Source organism: Agrococcus sp. TF02-05 (assembly GCF_017565345.1).
GTDB classification, from domain to species: domain Bacteria; phylum Actinomycetota; class Actinomycetes; order Actinomycetales; family Microbacteriaceae; genus Agrococcus; species Agrococcus pavilionensis.
Window position 1 is genome coordinate 296147 of sequence record NZ_JAGEKO010000004.1, and the last position, 14840, is coordinate 310986.

13 protein-coding genes are annotated in these 14840 nt (G+C 71.7%); 4 read left to right on the top strand and 9 right to left on the bottom strand.

Features of this window, described 5'->3' with window-relative positions:
* Positions 1 to 3: 3 nt before the first annotated feature.
* Entirely contained in the window at positions 4 to 636 is a 633-nt protein-coding gene (locus JQT67_RS05300; RefSeq protein ID WP_208063821.1) for a GyrI-like domain-containing protein, read from the top strand.
* Between the two features lie 3 nt (positions 637 to 639).
* Here the strand turns inward: JQT67_RS05300 and JQT67_RS05305 are convergent, their stop codons facing one another.
* From JQT67_RS05305 to JQT67_RS05325, 5 genes are all read right to left on the bottom strand, one after another.
* Complete coding sequence (locus tag JQT67_RS05305; RefSeq protein WP_307864220.1) at positions 640 to 1491, bottom strand: MetQ/NlpA family ABC transporter substrate-binding protein; 852 nt, start codon at positions 1489 to 1491, stop codon at positions 640 to 642.
* A 39-nt stretch (positions 1492 to 1530) separates the two neighbouring features.
* The gene (locus JQT67_RS05310; RefSeq protein ID WP_307864221.1) at positions 1531 to 2202 is read right to left on the bottom strand and encodes a methionine ABC transporter permease; all 672 of its coding nucleotides are present in this window, start codon (positions 2200 to 2202) and stop codon (positions 1531 to 1533) included.
* Entirely contained in the window at positions 2203 to 2973 is a 771-nt protein-coding gene (locus JQT67_RS05315) for a methionine ABC transporter ATP-binding protein (RefSeq protein ID WP_208063822.1), read from the bottom strand. It lies immediately after the preceding gene.
* Between the two features lie 122 nt (positions 2974 to 3095).
* Positions 3096 to 3710 carry a PepSY domain-containing protein gene (locus JQT67_RS05320; protein WP_021010753.1) on the bottom strand — a complete coding sequence of 205 codons (615 nt, stop codon included), beginning with the start codon at positions 3708 to 3710 and terminating at the stop codon, positions 3096 to 3098.
* Between the two features lie 68 nt (positions 3711 to 3778).
* Positions 3779 to 4711 carry an aldose 1-epimerase family protein gene (locus tag JQT67_RS05325; RefSeq protein WP_208063823.1) on the bottom strand — a complete coding sequence of 311 codons (933 nt, stop codon included), beginning with the start codon at positions 4709 to 4711 and terminating at the stop codon, positions 3779 to 3781.
* A 138-nt stretch (positions 4712 to 4849) separates the two neighbouring features.
* Between JQT67_RS05325 and JQT67_RS05330 the strand changes: the two genes are divergently transcribed.
* On the top strand, positions 4850 to 6229 hold the full coding sequence (locus JQT67_RS05330; RefSeq protein ID WP_208063824.1) for an ABC transporter substrate-binding protein: 1380 nt from the start codon (positions 4850 to 4852) through the stop codon (positions 6227 to 6229).
* Between the two features lie 70 nt (positions 6230 to 6299).
* Here JQT67_RS05330 and JQT67_RS05335 read toward each other — a convergent pair whose 3' ends face one another.
* Complete coding sequence (locus JQT67_RS05335) at positions 6300 to 7802, bottom strand: APC family permease (protein WP_208063825.1); 1503 nt, start codon at positions 7800 to 7802, stop codon at positions 6300 to 6302.
* Between the two features lie 166 nt (positions 7803 to 7968).
* Between JQT67_RS05335 and JQT67_RS05340 the strand changes: the two genes are divergently transcribed.
* Both JQT67_RS05340 and JQT67_RS05345 read left to right on the top strand, forming a co-directional pair.
* The gene (locus JQT67_RS05340; protein WP_243755721.1) at positions 7969 to 8979 is read left to right on the top strand and encodes a helix-turn-helix domain-containing protein; all 1011 of its coding nucleotides are present in this window, start codon (positions 7969 to 7971) and stop codon (positions 8977 to 8979) included.
* Positions 8980 to 9040: 61 nt separating this feature from the next.
* Positions 9041 to 11092 carry a primary-amine oxidase gene (locus tag JQT67_RS05345; RefSeq protein WP_208063827.1) on the top strand — a complete coding sequence of 684 codons (2052 nt, stop codon included), beginning with the start codon at positions 9041 to 9043 and terminating at the stop codon, positions 11090 to 11092.
* Positions 11093 to 11148: 56 nt separating this feature from the next.
* On the opposite strand, the gene JQT67_RS05350 is transcribed toward JQT67_RS05345, so the two are convergent.
* The 3 genes from JQT67_RS05350 to JQT67_RS05360 form a co-directional block, all read right to left on the bottom strand.
* Positions 11149 to 12552 (bottom strand): aldehyde dehydrogenase family protein, encoded by a 1404-nt coding sequence (locus JQT67_RS05350; protein ID WP_208063828.1) that lies wholly within the window; start codon positions 12550 to 12552, stop codon positions 11149 to 11151.
* A gap of 311 nt (positions 12553 to 12863) precedes the next feature.
* A complete protein-coding gene (locus tag JQT67_RS05355; RefSeq protein WP_208063829.1) occupies positions 12864 to 13832 on the bottom strand; it encodes a carbohydrate ABC transporter permease in 969 nt (322 codons plus the stop codon).
* Position 13833: 1 nt separating this feature from the next.
* Positions 13834 to 14802: a carbohydrate ABC transporter permease gene (locus tag JQT67_RS05360; protein ID WP_021010761.1), complete on the bottom strand. Its 969-nt coding sequence runs from the start codon at positions 14800 to 14802 to the stop codon at positions 13834 to 13836.
* Between the last annotated feature and the right edge of the window lie 38 nt (positions 14803 to 14840).

The window sequence follows — 14840 nt, forward strand, 5'->3', positions numbered from 1 at the left end:
GCGATGACCGCGAAGATCGACCTCAAGCGGGAGCTCGACGCCTACCGCGCGAAGCAGGGCGAGGTGCGCTTCGTCGACGTGCCGCCGCTGTCGTACCTCGCGATCGACGGGCACGGCGACCCGAACGGCCCAGCTTTCGCCGAGGCGGTCGCGGCGCTCTACCCGCTCGCGTACGCGCTGAAGATGGCGAGCAAGCGCGAGCTCGGCCGCGACTTCACCGTCATGCCGCTCGAGGGGCTGTGGTCGGCCGACGACTGGTCGTCGTTCACGGATGCGCGCGACAAGACCCGGTGGGACTGGACGCTGCTCATCCTGCAGCCCGACTGGATCGACGAGGCGATGCTCGAGGCGGCGCGCGAGCGGGTCGCCGCGAAGGGCGCGCCGGAGGGTTCCTCCGCGGCCCGGCTCGCCGACGTCCGCCTCGAGCGGCTCGAGGAGGGCCGCTGCGTGCAGACGCTCCACGTCGGCGCGTTCGACGACGAGGGTCCGGTGCTCGCACGCATCCACGACGAGATCCTGCCCGCCCACGGCCTCCGCCCCCGCGGGCGCCACCACGAGATCTACCTCAGCGACGCCCGCAGGGTCGAGCCGGCCAAGCGGCGGACCATCCTCCGCCAGCCGGTCGAACCCGCGTGAGGCCTAGAACGCGACCTCGATCGTCTCGTTCGACTCGATCACCGCGCGCACCTCGTCGCTCGTGAAGGCCTCGATGAGCGCGGCGGTCGCCTCGGAGTCGGCGTCCTCCTCGCGCACGACGACATGCAGGGCGAAGGTGTCGTCGAGCTCGGTGATGAGGCCGTCGTCCTCAGGGTTGAGCCCGAGCGCCGAGATGTGCGAGGGCCACTGGAAGACGAGGTCGGCCTCCTCGTAGGCGGTGTTGAGCGAGCTGATCGGGATCTGCAGGAACTCGAGCTCCTTCGGGTTCGAGGCGATGTCGTCGACCGTCGCCTCGTAGGGGTCGACCGCCGGGTCGAGCTCGATCACGCCCTCGCTCGCGAGCAGCTTGAGCGCGCGGCCGGTGTTGGACGCGTCGTCGGGGATCGCGACCGTGCCGCCCGTCGGGAGATCGGCGATGTCGTCGAGGGTCTTCGAGTAGAAGGCGATGACGAAGTTGTAGACCGGCTGCACGCCGGTGAGCGTGCCGTCGTTCGCGGCGTTGAAACCCTCCATGTAGGGCACGTGCTGCGAGAAGTTCGCGTCGATCTCGCCGTCGTTGAGCAGCGTGTTCGCGGTGACGTAGTCGGAGACCTCGACGAGCTCGATCTCGAAGCCGTCGCCGATCGCCTCCCCCGCCGCCTCGACGACGTCGGTCATGGGCGACGTGACCGCCGCGACCTGGATGGTCGTCGGCTCGGCGGCCGCGCCGTCGCTGGCGCCGGGGGCGTCCGCCTGCTGGGCGCCGCAGCCGGCGAGGAGGAGGGCGGATGCGGTCGCGGCGGCGAGGAGGGCGGCGGAGCGCTTGGTGGTGGAGGGCACGGTGTTGGAACGCACGGTGATCCTGCTTTCTTCGGTGGTTGGAGGTCGGGCGGCTCAGCGGCGGTCGAGCCGCACGGAGATGCGATGGCCGATGCCCTGCAGCGCGAGCACGCACACGACGATGACGGCGATGGTGATGTACATGAGCGCGTCGTTGTACTCCTGGTAGCCGTAGCGCATCGCGAAGTCGCCGATGCCGCCGCCGCCGACGACGCCGAGCACCGTCGAGTACGAGAGCAGGCTGATCGACGCCGACGTGAGCGCGTAGACGAGCCCGGAGCGCGCCTCGGGCAGCAGCACGCGCAGCACGGCCTGCGGCACGGTCGCGCCCATCGTGCGCGCGACGAGCGAGATGCCCGGCGGGATCTCGCGCAGGATCTGCTCGACGAGCCGCGCGTAGATCGCGACCGCGACGAAGCACAGCGGCAGGGTCGCGGCCTGCGTGCCGAAGCTCGTGCCCATCACGGCTCGCGTGAACGGGATGAGGAAGACGACGAGCAGCAGGAACGGGAAGGAGCGGACGATGTTGATGTACATGTTCGCGACCGACCACACCGGGCGGTGCTCGGCGAGGCCCCCGCGGGCGGTGAGGAAGACGGTCATGCCGAGCGGGAGCCCGACGAGCACGGCGGCGAGGAGCGAGACGACGAGCATGTAGCCGGTCTCGGCGAGCGCCTTGAGCATCGCGTCGCCGTGCTGGGCGAACAGCTCCGTGATCCACTCCACCTACATCAGCTCCCGGCGGACCTGCTCGCGGTAGCTCGGCATCGACCGGTAGTCGCTGCGGGCCACGGTGAAGAGCTCGCGCACCGCGCCGCGCTCGAGCAGGGCCGCGCGATCGCACAGCGCCTTCACGACGTCGAGGTCGTGCGTGATGACGATGACGGTCGAGCCGAGCTCGTCGCGCGCCCTCGCGAGCACGCGCAGCACGTCGGCGGTCGTGGTGGTGTCGAGCGACGAGGTCGGCTCGTCGCACAGCAGCAGCGCCGGCCGCGCGACGAGCGCTCGCGCGAGGCCGACGCGCTGCCGCTCGCCGCCGCTCAGCTGCGCCGGGTAGTGGCCGGCGCGATGGCCGAGGCCCACGAACTCGAGCATCTCGTCGACAGCCGGGGCCTGCGCCGCTCGCGAGGGCCGCTCGCTCCGAGGCGAGAGCTGGAGCGCGAGGCGGACGTTGTCGCGCACCGTGCGGCTGCTGAGCAGGTGGATGCCCTGGAAGACGACGCCGATGTCGCGCCGGAGCTCGCGGAGCCCGCGCCTGCCGAGGGCCCCGACGTCGCGGCCGGCGACGGTGACGCGGCCGGCGTCCGGCACGACGAGCCCGCTGAGCACCTGCAGCAGCGTCGACTTGCCCGCGCCGCTCTCGCCGATGACGCCGAAGATCTCGCCGCGGTGGATCGTCAGGTCGACGTCGTCGAGCGCCGGGCGGGGGTCGTCAGCGCCGCGGTAGCGCTTCGAGACGGCGGCGAGCTCGACGATCGGCGCGCCGCTCGCTTGCATGGTCCGCCTGCTCCCCGTCGCCGGCGGCGCCCGCCGATCGCTATTTCTGTACCGGGATCAACTATAGCGCCGCCGGCATGCGAAGGCCGCCCCGCGCCGTGCGGGGCGGCCTCGCGCGAGCGTCAGATGCCGTCGACGCGGAGGATCGAGCCGTCCGCGATCGAGACGAAGACCTCGCCGCCGTCCTCGAACGAGACCTGCCACGCCTGCGCGTCGCCCTCGTCCTCGAGCGAGGCGTCGTCGAAGGCGCTGCCCTCGCCGATCTCGTCGGCCGCCGCCTCGAGTGCCTCCACGAGCGTGATGCCGGCCGCGTCGAGCGCGGCGCGGTCGTCGGCGTCGACCTCCTCAGCGTCGTCGGAGGTCGAGACGATCGACGAGCCGTCGCCGCTCACGATCACCGTGATCTGGCGCGTGCCGTCAGCGATGTCGATCTCCCAAGCGCGGTCCTGGTCCTCGTTGTCGATCTCGTAGGCGACGCCGCCCGTCTCCTCCTCGGCGCGCTCGATCGCGGCGATCGCCGACTCGATGCCCTCGATCCCGCGACCGGACTCGCTCGGCTCGGCGCTCGAGCCGCTGCCGCTCTCGCTCGCGTCGGGCACGGCGCTCGTCGCGACGGGCTCGGGTGAGCGCTGCGGCTGCTGGTTGCCGGCCTCGCCGCTGCACGATGCGAGGGCGAGCGTGCCGGTCGCTGCGACGGCGATGAGCAGAGGGGCGCGGAGCTTCGTGTCGATGGCCATGCGGTCGACGCTAGCCACGGCGGGTGGGAGGCGAGTGGGAGCCGACTGGGAGCCCGGATGCCGCCGACTCAGATGCCGACCGGCGCGATCCCCCAGCGGCCGCGCCACGACTCCCCCGGCTCGAGCCACACGAGCCCGTGCCCCGAGTTGAGCGCGTTCGCGGGCGCGCTCATAGGTTCGACGGCGACCGCGTGCCGGGGGCCGTCCGGCGCGGGGAACTCGCGCGGCGTGAAGACGACCGTGTACGGGAAGGCGTCGTCCTGCCACAGCTCGACGCCGCGCCCGCGCTCGTCGAGCAGCGTCGAGGTCGCGACGCCGTCGATGAAGTCGAGCCCGCCGTAGTTGTGGTCGATGTCGAGCTCCGACAGCCGGCGGCCTGTCCGCAGGTCGGGCGCCGACGCATCCATCGCGTCGACGAGCGTCTCCTCGGTCGGGATGAGGTCGACGGCGTTGAACACCCGCTCGGCCGGCACGGTGAGGGTCAGCTCGTCGGCCGGCGTGCCGCCGACGGCGAGGAACGGATGCGCGCCGCACGCCCACGGGGCGCGCCCGGCGCCGCCGTTGATCGCCTCATGCGTGACGACGAGCCCGTCGTCGGTGAGCTCGTACGCGACGAAGGTGTCGATGAGGAACGGGAATCCGGCCTGCGGGTAGATCGTCGCCTGCAGCAGCACGCGCGACGCCGACTGCTCGAGCAGCCGGTAGGGCGCGAAGCGCAGCAGCCCGTGGCTCGCGTTGCCCTTGTCGCGCTCGGTGATCGGCAGCCGCTGCACCTCGCCGTGCAGCCGCCAGTCGCCGCCCGCGACGCGCCCGCCCCACGGGGCGAGCACGATGCCCTGCGCCTTCGCGGGCCGGGCGTCCTCCGGGAACGGCTCGACGAGGTCGAGCCCCTCGATCGTGAGCTCGCGCAGACCTGCCGCGACCTCGGTGATGGTCGCGCGCATCCGCTTGCCATCGACGTCGTGGGCGATCGTGAACTGCTGTCCGGTGGGAGGCCGCATGCCGCGAGCATAGGAGATGCCGCGCACTTCTCGGCTGTCCCCCACTTCTCCCGGGGAGCCGGTGTATGTTCCGTCCAACGAGCGGCCCGGCAAGGGTGCCGGACCGCCCCCTTCGCGGGATCGGTCGAAAGGCATGAGATGACGAGCAGAAGGCTGGGTGCGGGCGCTGCGGCGCTCGCCGCGACACTGGCGCTGACGGCGTGCGGCGGCGGAGGCGGCAACGATGCCGCGGCCGCGGAGTTCTCGACCGAGTACTCCGGCACCGTGAGCGCGTGGGGCTTCGAGAACGCCGACGACGTCGGCCAGTCGCGGCTGGACCACGCCGAGGAGGTGCTCGGCGCTTCCGACACCACGATCGAGATCGACGCGACGGCGTTCGACGCGCAGAAGTTCACCACGCTCGCGGCCTCGGGACAGGTGCCCGACGTCGTGCAGATGGACCGCAACTTCGTCGCGACGTACGCGGCGCAAGGGCTCATCACGCCGCTCGACGCGTGCTTCGAGGTCCACGGCGTCGAGCCCGACGACCGCTGGTACGAGCAGGTCGTCGACGACGTCGAGTGGAACGACCAGGTCTGGGGCGTGCCGCAGTTCTACCAGCCGCCGGCCGTGCTGCTGAACATGCGCGTGCTGAACGACGCGGGCGTCACCGAGGAGGAGATCGACCCGTCGAACCCCGACGCGCTGCTCGCCGCGGCCGAGCGGATGACGGTGCTCGAGGGCACCAACCCCACCCGCATCGGCTTCGACCCGCAGGGCGTCTCGAAGGCCGCGCTCTGGATGATGAGCTTCGGCGGCGGCATCGTCGACGACGAGGGCCGGCCGAGCCTCGACCGCCCGGAGAACGTCGAGGCCGTCGAGTTCCTGCAGGAGCTCTACGACGCGCAGGGCGGCTACGCGAACGTCAAGAGCTTCGTCGACTCCTTCGACGTCTTCGGCGATGGCAACACGTTCGTGAACGACACGGTCGGCGCCGCGATCTGGGACCAGTGGTACCCGAACGTGCTGACCCCGTACGCGGGCGAGATCGAGATCGCCGCCGTGCCGATGATGGCGCAGGACGGCGAGCCGATCACCGCCGCCTCGGGCCAGGCGTTCGTCATCCCGGCGAACGCGCAGAACCCGTCCGCGGGGTGCGCGTGGGCGCTCGAGCTCACCTCTCCCGAAGCCTGGCAGGCGGCGGGCGAGGCGCGCGCCGAGACGACCGCGTCGAACCCGGAGCGCCAGGGCATCAACACCGGCCTGTTCACCGGATCGCCCGACGTCGACCAGGACCTGCGCGAGCAGTTCGCCGACGCGGCCGGCTTCGCCGGCTTCGACGACGTCATCTCGACCTACTACGAGGTGGCCGAGGACGGCGAGTCGTTCGGGGCATCGCCCGCCGGCCAGCAGATCCAGTCGGAGCTGCAGAACGCCGTGACGTCGGCGCTCCTCGGTGAGTCGAGCCCCGAGGAGGCGCTCGGCCAGGCGCAGGAGGCCGCGCTGCGCGCGCACGACCAGGTGGTCGGCGGCCAGTAGGCCGCCCGCACCGCGAGAGGGGCGCTCGACCTGCGGGTCGGGCGCCCCTCTCGCGTGCTGTCCGGGCTGCTCAGTCCTCGGCGCGCAGCGCGGGCATGACGCCCGTGCCGATCGACTCGAACGCGTGCGGTCGGCGGTGGCGCGCGTGGATCGCGATGGCGACGCCGACGACCGCGGCGATGACGAGCAGGCCCGGCAGGACGAACGTGAGCGGCGTCGACTCCTCCTGCCCGAGCAGCAGGTTCCAGTTCATGAGCGTGAGCACCGACACGGTCGCGAAGAACACCGCGGCGATGGCCGGGGCCACGAGCCTCGACCACGTCGTGGTGTCGCGCCGATCGCGGCGGAAGAAGCCGATCACCGCGATCGACACGACCGCCATGAGCGTGATGAGCCCGAGCGCGCCCAGGTTGGTGAGCCAGGTGAAGAGCGTGAGCACCGGGTAGAGCGGACCCAGCTCGCTCCCGGTGCCGGCGATCGCGAACCCGACGACGACGGCCGCGGCGAGCAGCGACTGCCCGATCGAGCCGAGCGCGGGCGCGCCGCGACGGTTCGCGCGACCGAGCGCCCGCGGCAGCATGTGCTCGCGACCGAGGGCGAACGCGTAGCGGGCGACCGCGTGGTGGAACGAGATGAGCGCTGCGAGCAGGCTCGAGATGAACAGCACCTGGCCGATGTCGGCGATGAGCGTCCCCGCGCGCTCGCCGAGCTCGACGAAGATGAGGTCGGGCCCGTTCGCCTGCGCGCTCGCGACGACCTCGCTCGGGCCGCTGCTCATCTGCATCGCCCACGCGCTGAACGCGTAGAAGAGGCCGATGACGATGACGGCGGTGTAGGTCGCGCGGGGCACCGTGCGCGCCGGGTCGCGCGCCTCCTCGGTGTAGATGGCACCCGACTCGAAGCCCATGAAGGCGGCGATGCCCATCACGAGCACGACGCCGATGCCGGTCGCGAAGAGGTCGCCGGGCAGGAAGCCCGCCGCCGAGATGCCCTCGGGCGCGGTGCCGAGCGCGAGCAGGTCGTACACGAGCACGACGAGGAACTCGAGCGCGACGAGCACGCCGACGACCTTCACCGAGAGGTCGACGCGGTTGACGCCGAGCACCGCGATGAGGGCGATCGTGACGAGCACGAAGATCCACCACGGGATCTCGAGGCCCGTCTTCGCGGCCACGAAGCTCGACGTGGCGAAGCCGAGCATGCCGTAGATGCCGATCTGCATCGCGTTGTACGCCACGAGCGCGACCCAGGCGCCGGCCACCCCCGCCTCCGGGCCGAGGCCTCGAGCGATGTAGGCGTAGAACGCGCCGGCGTTGCGGACGTGCCTGCTCATCGCGACGTAGCCGGCGGCGTAGACGAGCAGCCCGCACGCGAGCAGCAGCATGCCGAGCGGCACGCCGGTGATGCCGGAGACCGCGTAGTTCGTCGTCACGCCGCCTGCGACGACCGTGAGCGGCGCCGACGCAGCGATGATCATGAGGACGATCCCCGGCACGCCGAGGCGGGCGACGCCGCCGCCGAGGGCGGTGCCGGACGGCGAGCCGACGCCCGCCTGCTGAGATGCGATGGCCATGGCAGCTCCTTTGCTGTCATCGGAAGGTGGCTCGATCGTCGCTCGGTCGACGTAGTCAACGGGGGCCGCACGCTTGACGCCGCGCGCACGATCCTGCATCTCGGCTGAGCGCTATCCTCTGGGCAACCGCGCGCTGGAGCGCGGCGCAGGAGGAGCGTTGACCGGCATGTTCGACTTCCCGCCGCTCGAGGGCGCGGCCTTCGGGATCGCGGCGTGGCGGCGCGAGGTCGCGGCGAGCTTCGTGCCGCTCGACGTGCATCCGCTCGGCGACGGCCCGTTCTGGGCCCGCAGCTCGCGCACCGACGTCGGCGAGGTGTCGGTCTTCCGCATCGAGCACAGCGCGAGCATCGTCGCGCGCACCCCGAAGCTCGTGCGGCGGAGCCCGAGCGACCTCATCAAGGTGAGCCTGCAGCTCGAGGGCGAGGAGCTGGTCGAGCAGGACGGCCGGGCCGCGCTGCTGCACCCCGGCGACCTCGCGATCTACGACACCTCGCGCCCCTACTCGCTCCGCTTCGAGGGGAGCACGAGCCTGCTGGTGTTCACCTTCCCGCGCGGCTACCTCGACATCCCGCGCGACGAGCTGGCCGCGGTGACGGCGACGGCGTTCCCGCTCGAGTCGCCGCTCGGCCGCGTCGTGAACCCGTTCTTCGTCGGGCTCGCGCACAGCCTCACGGAGCTGCCGGGGGCGAACGGGCAGCGGCTCGCGCGCACGGGACTCGACCTGCTCATGACGCTCCTCTCCACGCAGCTGCAGCAGGGCGTGCCGCGCGATCCGCGCCGGCAGCTGCTGCACGAGATGCTCGACTCCATCGACGGCCGGCTCGAGGATCCGGAGCTCTCCCCCGCGACGATCGCGAGCGCCCACTTCATCTCGACGCGGCACCTGCACGCGGTCTTCGCCGAGCACGGCATCACCGTCGCCGGCTGGATCCGAGAGCGCCGCCTCGAGCACATCCGTCGGGACCTCGCCGACGCCGCGCTCGCCGACGTGCCGATCGCCCGCATCGCCGCGCGCTGGGGCCTCGTGAACCCCGCCCACTTCTCCCGGCTCTTCCGCACGACGTTCGGGCAGAGCCCGAGCGAGTACCGGTCGGCGACGGCGCTCGAGCCGGCGTCGAGCGCCCCACGCCCTCCCGTGCTGGCCGACGAGCGGCGGACGGCAAGCAGCCTGCACTGACGGGCAAGCCGCCGCGGCCCGCCCGGCCTACCGTGGGCGTGACGCTCGACGAGGAGGTCCCATGCCCGACGCAACCCACACGCACGGCGCGCGCGATTCGCACGTGCTCGAGGCGACGCATCCGCTCGACGGCCTGACGCCATCCGAGATCGACCGCGTGCGCGCCGCGCTCGACGCGGCCGGCGAGCTCGCCCCCGACACGCGGTTCCCGCTGCAGGTGCTGCTCGAGCCGTCGAAGGCGGCGCTCGCGGCGTGGCGGCCGGGCGCGCCGCTCGGGCGACGGGTGCTCTCGACGCTCCTCGACACCGGCTCCGGCCGGGTGCGCGAAGCGGTCGTCTCGCTCGACGACGACCGGGTCGAGTCGGTCGAGGTGCTCCCCACCGGCGAGCACCCCTACGGCCAGCCGCCCTACCTGTTCGAGGAGTACGAGCTCGTCGACGAGGTCGTGAAGGCGGATGCGGGCTGGCGGCGGGCGATGGAGGCGCGCGGCCTGACCGAGATGGATCGCGCGCTCGTCGTGCCGCTCGCGCCCGGCCAGTTCGGCGAGGTCGACGAGGTCGGTCGGCGCATGATGCGCTCGCTGACCTTCATGCCGCCGGCGGAGGGCGACAACCCGTGGTCGTTCCCCGTGGAGGGGCTCGTGCTCATGGTCGACGTGACGGCGCGGAAGGTCGTCAAGCTCGTCGACGAGCGCCAGGTGCCGCTGCCCCACCTCGACGCGAACTACGACGACGCGGCGGTCGGCGAGCGGCGCAGCTCGCTCAAGCCGCTCGAGATCACGATGCCGGAGGGTCCGAGCTTCAGCGTCGACGGCGCCGCCGTCACCTGGGAGCAGTGGCGGTTCCGCGTCGGGTTCTCGATGCGCGAAGGCCTCGTGCTGCACGAGCTCGGCTGGCAGGACGGCGACGAGCTGCGCAGCGTGCTGCACCGGGCGAGCGTGCCGGAGATGGTCGTGCCCTACGGCGACACGACCGAGACCCGGCGCTGGATCAGCTACTTCGACGCGGGCGAGTACAACCTCGGCAAGAACGCCAACGCGCTGCAGCTCGGCTGCGACTGCCTCGGCGCCATCCACTACTTCGACGCGCACCTCGCCGCCGACACCGGGGAGTCGATCACGATCCCCCGCGCGGTCTGCATGCACGAGGAGGACTACGGGGTGCTGTGGAAGCATCGCGAGCTCGACGGCGAGACGGTGCACGGGCGCCGCTCGCGGCGGCTCGTGATCTCCTACTTCGCGACGGTCGGCAACTACGACTACGGCTTCTTCTGGTACCTCTACCTCGACGGCTCGATCCAGTTCGAGGCGAAGGCGACCGGCATCGTCTTCTGCGGCGCCGATGCGCCGGGTCTCGACCTGCCGCACGCGACCGAGATCGCGCCCGCCCTCTACGCGCCGATCCACCAGCACATCTTCTGCGCGCGGCTCGACTTCGACGTCGACGGCACCGACAACTACGTCGAGCAGGTCGACCTCGAGCGCATCCCGATGGGCGAGCGGAACCCGTGGGGCAACGCCTTCGGCTACCGCCGCGAGCGGATCGCGGAGCCCGCCGGGCTGGTCGGCGACGGAGCCCTCGGCCGCACGTGGCACATCGGCTCGTCGAGCCGCACGAACGCCGTCGGCCGCCCGACGGAGTACCAGCTCATCCCCGAGGCGCGCGCGACGCTCATGGCCGACCCGGCTTCGACGGTGTGGGGCCGGGCGACGTTCGCGACGCGGCACCTGTGGGTCACGGCGCATCGCGACGACGACCTCTTCCCCGCGGGCCGCTATCCCAACCAGCACGCGGGCGGCGCGGGGCTGCCCGAGGCGATCGAGGCCGGCGGCGCCGTCGACGGCGGCGACCTCGTCGTGTGGCACGCCTTCGGCCTCACCCACATCCCCCGGCCCGAGGACTGGCCCATCATGCCGGTCGACTACTCCGGCTTCTGGCTCAAGCCCTACGGCTTCCTCGACCGCAACCCCGCGCTCGACGTGCCCGACGCGATGCGTGGGTGCGGCTGCGGCGACGCGTGCCAGTGCGCTCATGGGCACGGCGGCCACGACGATCGCGGCGGCCACGAGGGCCATCACGGCCATGACGGCGAGGACCGCGTCGCGATCCGCTGACCGGCCGACGACGACGGGGGCCCGAGCGCTCGCTCGGGCCCCCGTCGTCGGATCGATCAGCCGTGGATGACCTGCGGCACGCCCATCGCCTTGAGCCCCTCGACACCGAACTCGAGGCCGTAGCCCGAGCCCTTCACCCCGCCGAACGGCGCCATCGGGTGGATCGTGCCGTGCGAGTTGATCCAGACCGAGCCGGCCTGGATGCGCGCGGCCACCTCGCGGGCGCGCTCCGGGTCGGACGACCAGACGCTCGCGCCGAGCCCGGCGTCGCCGCGATTGGCCCGCTCGATCGCCTCCTCCACGTCGGAGTACTTCAGGATCGGCAGCGCCGGCCCGAACTGCTCCTCGCGCACGAGGTCGGCCTCGTCGTCGAGCCCCTCGACGAGCGTCGCGGGGTAGAACCAGCCCGGCGCCGCGCGGTCGGGCTCGCCCCCGACCACGACTCGGCCCCCGCGCGCCTTCGCGTCCTCGACGAGGCGGTCGACCACGCCGAACTGCTGCTCGGTCGTGAGCGGGCCGAGCACGTTCTGCTCGTCAATGCCGGGGCCCATCGGCATGGCGCTCGCGATCGCCGCGAGCTCGCGCACGACGTCGTCGTGGACGTCCTCGTGCACGTAGAGCCGCTTGAGCGCGGCGCACGTCTGCCCCGTGTTGATGAACGCGCCCCAGAAGAGCCCCTCGGCGATCGCCTTCGGGTCGACGTCCGGCAGCACGATGCCCGGATCATTGCCGCCGAGCTCGAGCGTGAGCCGGGTGAGGTTGTCGGCCGAGGCCCGCATGATCGCCTGGCCGGTGCGCGCGGAGCCGGTGAAGGTGACCTTGCCGAACGCGGGGTGCTTGCCGATCGCCTCGCCGAGCTCGCGGTCGCCCGCGAGCACCGAGAAGAGTCCCTCCGGCAGGTGCCGGTTCACGAGGTGCGCCGTGGCGAGCACGCTCAGCGGCGTGTACTCGCTCGGCTTCATGACGACGGCGTTCCCCATCCGCAGCGCCGGCGCGAACTGCCACGTCGCGATCATCGCGGGCCAGTTCCACGGCCCGATCGCGCCGACGAGCCCGATCGGGCGGTAGTAGACGGTCGCCTTCGCCTGCCCATCGTCGACGACGACCTCGGGCTCGAGCTCGGTCGCGATGGTCGCGCGCAGCCATGCGACGACGGCGCCGGCCTCGAACCGGGCTCCCGGACCGCTGAGCGGCTTGCCCTGCTCGCGCGCGATGAGCTGGGCGAGCGCCTCGGAGCTCGCCTCGATCTCGTCGGCGGCCGCGGAGAGCGCCGCGCGGCGCTCGTCGTCGCTCAGCGCCGCCCACGCGGGCTGCGCCGCGCGCGCCGCGTCGATCGCTCGGTCGAGGTCGTCGAGCGTCGCGCTCGGGGCGTAGGCGAACACCTGCCCGGTCGCGGGGTCGATCACCGGCGTCCCGTCCTCGACGGTCACCGCCGCCAGCAGGCTCTCGTAGGTCTCCATCGTTCCTCCTCCGGGCCGCTCCACGTCGAGCGGCTGCGACCATGCTCGCCGATGCGCCTAGCCGGTGGCCGCGACGGGGTTGCCGATCCGCGCACGAGGCGCGCCTCCGCTGAGCGCCGGCCTTTCCGCTGCTGCTGGGTGGTACCGGAGTGTCGCCCGCGGGCCGCGCGAGCGACCAAGCGGTACCACCCCGCGTGCTGGGTGGTACCGAAGCGTCGCCCGCAAGCCGCGCGAGCGACCAAGCGGTACCACCTCGCGCGCTGGGTGGTACCGGAGTGTCGCCCGCGGGACGCGCGCCGGCCCGACTCGGCTCAGCCCTTGCGCCCGGTCGTCGCGATGCCCGTGATGAACGACCGCTGCCCGAAGGCGAAGAGGATGAGCATCGGGATGGTGACGAGCACCGCGGCCACCATCACGTACTGGTAGTCGCCCTGGCCGCCGGCGGTCGGGCTGTACTTCGTCATCGCGCTCGCGATCCCGAGCGGCACGGTGTACCCCTCCTGGGAGCCCGTGTTGAGGTAGATGAGCGCCGCCTGCAGGTTGTTCCAGCTCGCCTGGAACTCGAACAGCAGGATGATGACGAACGACGGCACCGACAGCGGCATCGCGATGCGCCAGAACTGGCCCCACGCGCTCAGCCCGTCGAGCTTCGCCGCCTCGAACAGCTCTCGCGGCAAGCCGAGGAAGAACTGCCGCTGCAGGAAGATGTAGAACGCCGAGCCGAAGAGGTTCGCGCCCCACAGCGGCACGTGCGTGCCGACGAAGCCGAGCTGGTTCCAGATGAGGTACTGCGGCACGAGCGTGACCGCGCCCGGCAGCATCATCGTCGCGAGCACGATGCCGAAGAGCACGCCGCGGCCCGGGAAGCGGTAGTAGGCGAAGCCGAAGGCGACGAGCGAGCTCGAGACGGCCACGAGCACGGCCGCGAGCACGGCGATGAAGATGCTGTTGCCGATCCAGTTGGCGAGCGGCATCTCGTCGAACGCGACGAGGTAGTTCTCGGGCACGAACGTGTTGGGGATGAGCCGGTTGTCGAAGACCTCGCCGCGCGGCTTGAGGCTCGCGGCGAGCAGCCACGCGAGCGGGTACATGAACAGCGCCGCGAACAGCAGCAGCAGCACCCAGCGCACGATCTGGCCGACCCAGCCCATGGGCGTGAGCGACTGGCCCCGCGCATCCCCGAACCACTTCCTGCGCCGGCGGACCTGCACGTCCTCGGGCGGCACCTCCGCGACCGCGGCGGCCGCCTGCACCGTCTTGATGGGCGTCTGCGAAGCCATCTCAGCGCTCGCTCTCGTAGTAGACGAACCGGTTGCCGACCCGCACCTGGATGAGCGAGATCGCGACGATGATGACGAAGAGCAGCCACGCCATCGCCGAGGCGAAGCCGAAGTCGAACTGCCGGAACGCCTGCTGGAACAGGTAGATCGCGTAGAAGAGCGACGCATCCGATGCCCCCTGCACCTGATCTCGGTGGAAGAGCAGGAAGGCCTGGTCGAAGACCTGGAACGCCGCGATCGTCAGCACGAGCACGTTGAAGAACACCGCGCCCGAGATCATCGGCAGCGTGATGTTCCAGAAGCGTCGCAAGGGCCCCGCGCCGTCGACCTCGGCGACCTCGTAGAGCTCGGTCGGCACGTTCTGCAGCGCGGCGAGGAAGATCACCATCGTGCCGGCGACGCCCCACAGCGTCATGAGCACGATCGACGGCTTCACCCAGTCCGGGTCGAGCAACCACTGCGGCCCCTGGATGCCGATGGCCGCGAGCCCGCGGTTGATCGCGCCCTGGTTGCCGTTGAGGAGCAGCAGGAACATGGATGCGGTGGCGACCGTCGGCGTCATCTTGGGCAGGTAGAAGACGGTGCGGAAGAAGCCCGCGCCCCGGCGCACGCTGTTGAGCAGCATCGCGAGGCCGAGCGCGAGCACGATCTCGAACGGCACCGCGAGCACGGCGTAGAAGAGCGTGTTGCCGAGCGAGCCCATGACCTTCGGGTCCTCGAGGAGGCGCTCGTAGTTCGCGAAGCCGGCCGGCCGCGCCGTGTTGGTCGCGAGCTGGTAGTAGCTGAACGAGATGACGAGGCTGTAGACCATCGCGCCGAGCGTGAAGATGAGGAAGCCGATGATCCAGGGCGAGATGAAGAGGTAGCCGGCGACCGCCTCCTTGCGGCGGAGCGACCCCAGCTTCTGCTTCGGAGGCTTCGGCGGGCGCGCCTTGCGCTTGCCCGAGCCGGCGGCGGCGATGGTCGACATCGATCCCCTTCCTCCGGGTCGACCTCAGCACCGAGGCC

Excerpts from the sequence above, each read along its gene's own strand:
- JQT67_RS05355 (WP_208063829.1), bottom strand. The coding sequence starts at position 13,832 with ATGGCTTCGCAGACGCCCATCAAGACGGTGCAGGCGGCCGCCGCGGTC.
- JQT67_RS05330 (WP_208063824.1), top strand. The coding sequence starts at position 4,850 with ATGACGAGCAGAAGGCTGGGTGCGGGCGCTGCGGCGCTCGCCGCGACA.
- JQT67_RS05325 (WP_208063823.1), bottom strand. The coding sequence starts at position 4,711 with ATGCGGCCTCCCACCGGACAGCAGTTCACGATCGCCCACGACGTCGAT.
- JQT67_RS05350 (WP_208063828.1), bottom strand. The coding sequence starts at position 12,552 with ATGGAGACCTACGAGAGCCTGCTGGCGGCGGTGACCGTCGAGGACGGG.
- JQT67_RS05345 (WP_208063827.1), top strand. The coding sequence starts at position 9,041 with ATGCCCGACGCAACCCACACGCACGGCGCGCGCGATTCGCACGTGCTC.
- JQT67_RS05320 (WP_021010753.1), bottom strand. The coding sequence starts at position 3,710 with ATGGCCATCGACACGAAGCTCCGCGCCCCTCTGCTCATCGCCGTCGCA.
- JQT67_RS05340 (WP_243755721.1), top strand. The coding sequence starts at position 7,969 with ATGTTCGACTTCCCGCCGCTCGAGGGCGCGGCCTTCGGGATCGCGGCG.
- JQT67_RS05315 (WP_208063822.1), bottom strand. The coding sequence starts at position 2,973 with ATGCAAGCGAGCGGCGCGCCGATCGTCGAGCTCGCCGCCGTCTCGAAG.
- JQT67_RS05360 (WP_021010761.1), bottom strand. The coding sequence starts at position 14,802 with ATGTCGACCATCGCCGCCGCCGGCTCGGGCAAGCGCAAGGCGCGCCCG.
- JQT67_RS05300 (WP_208063821.1), top strand. The coding sequence starts at position 4 with ATGACCGCGAAGATCGACCTCAAGCGGGAGCTCGACGCCTACCGCGCG.
- JQT67_RS05335 (WP_208063825.1), bottom strand. The coding sequence starts at position 7,802 with ATGGCCATCGCATCTCAGCAGGCGGGCGTCGGCTCGCCGTCCGGCACC.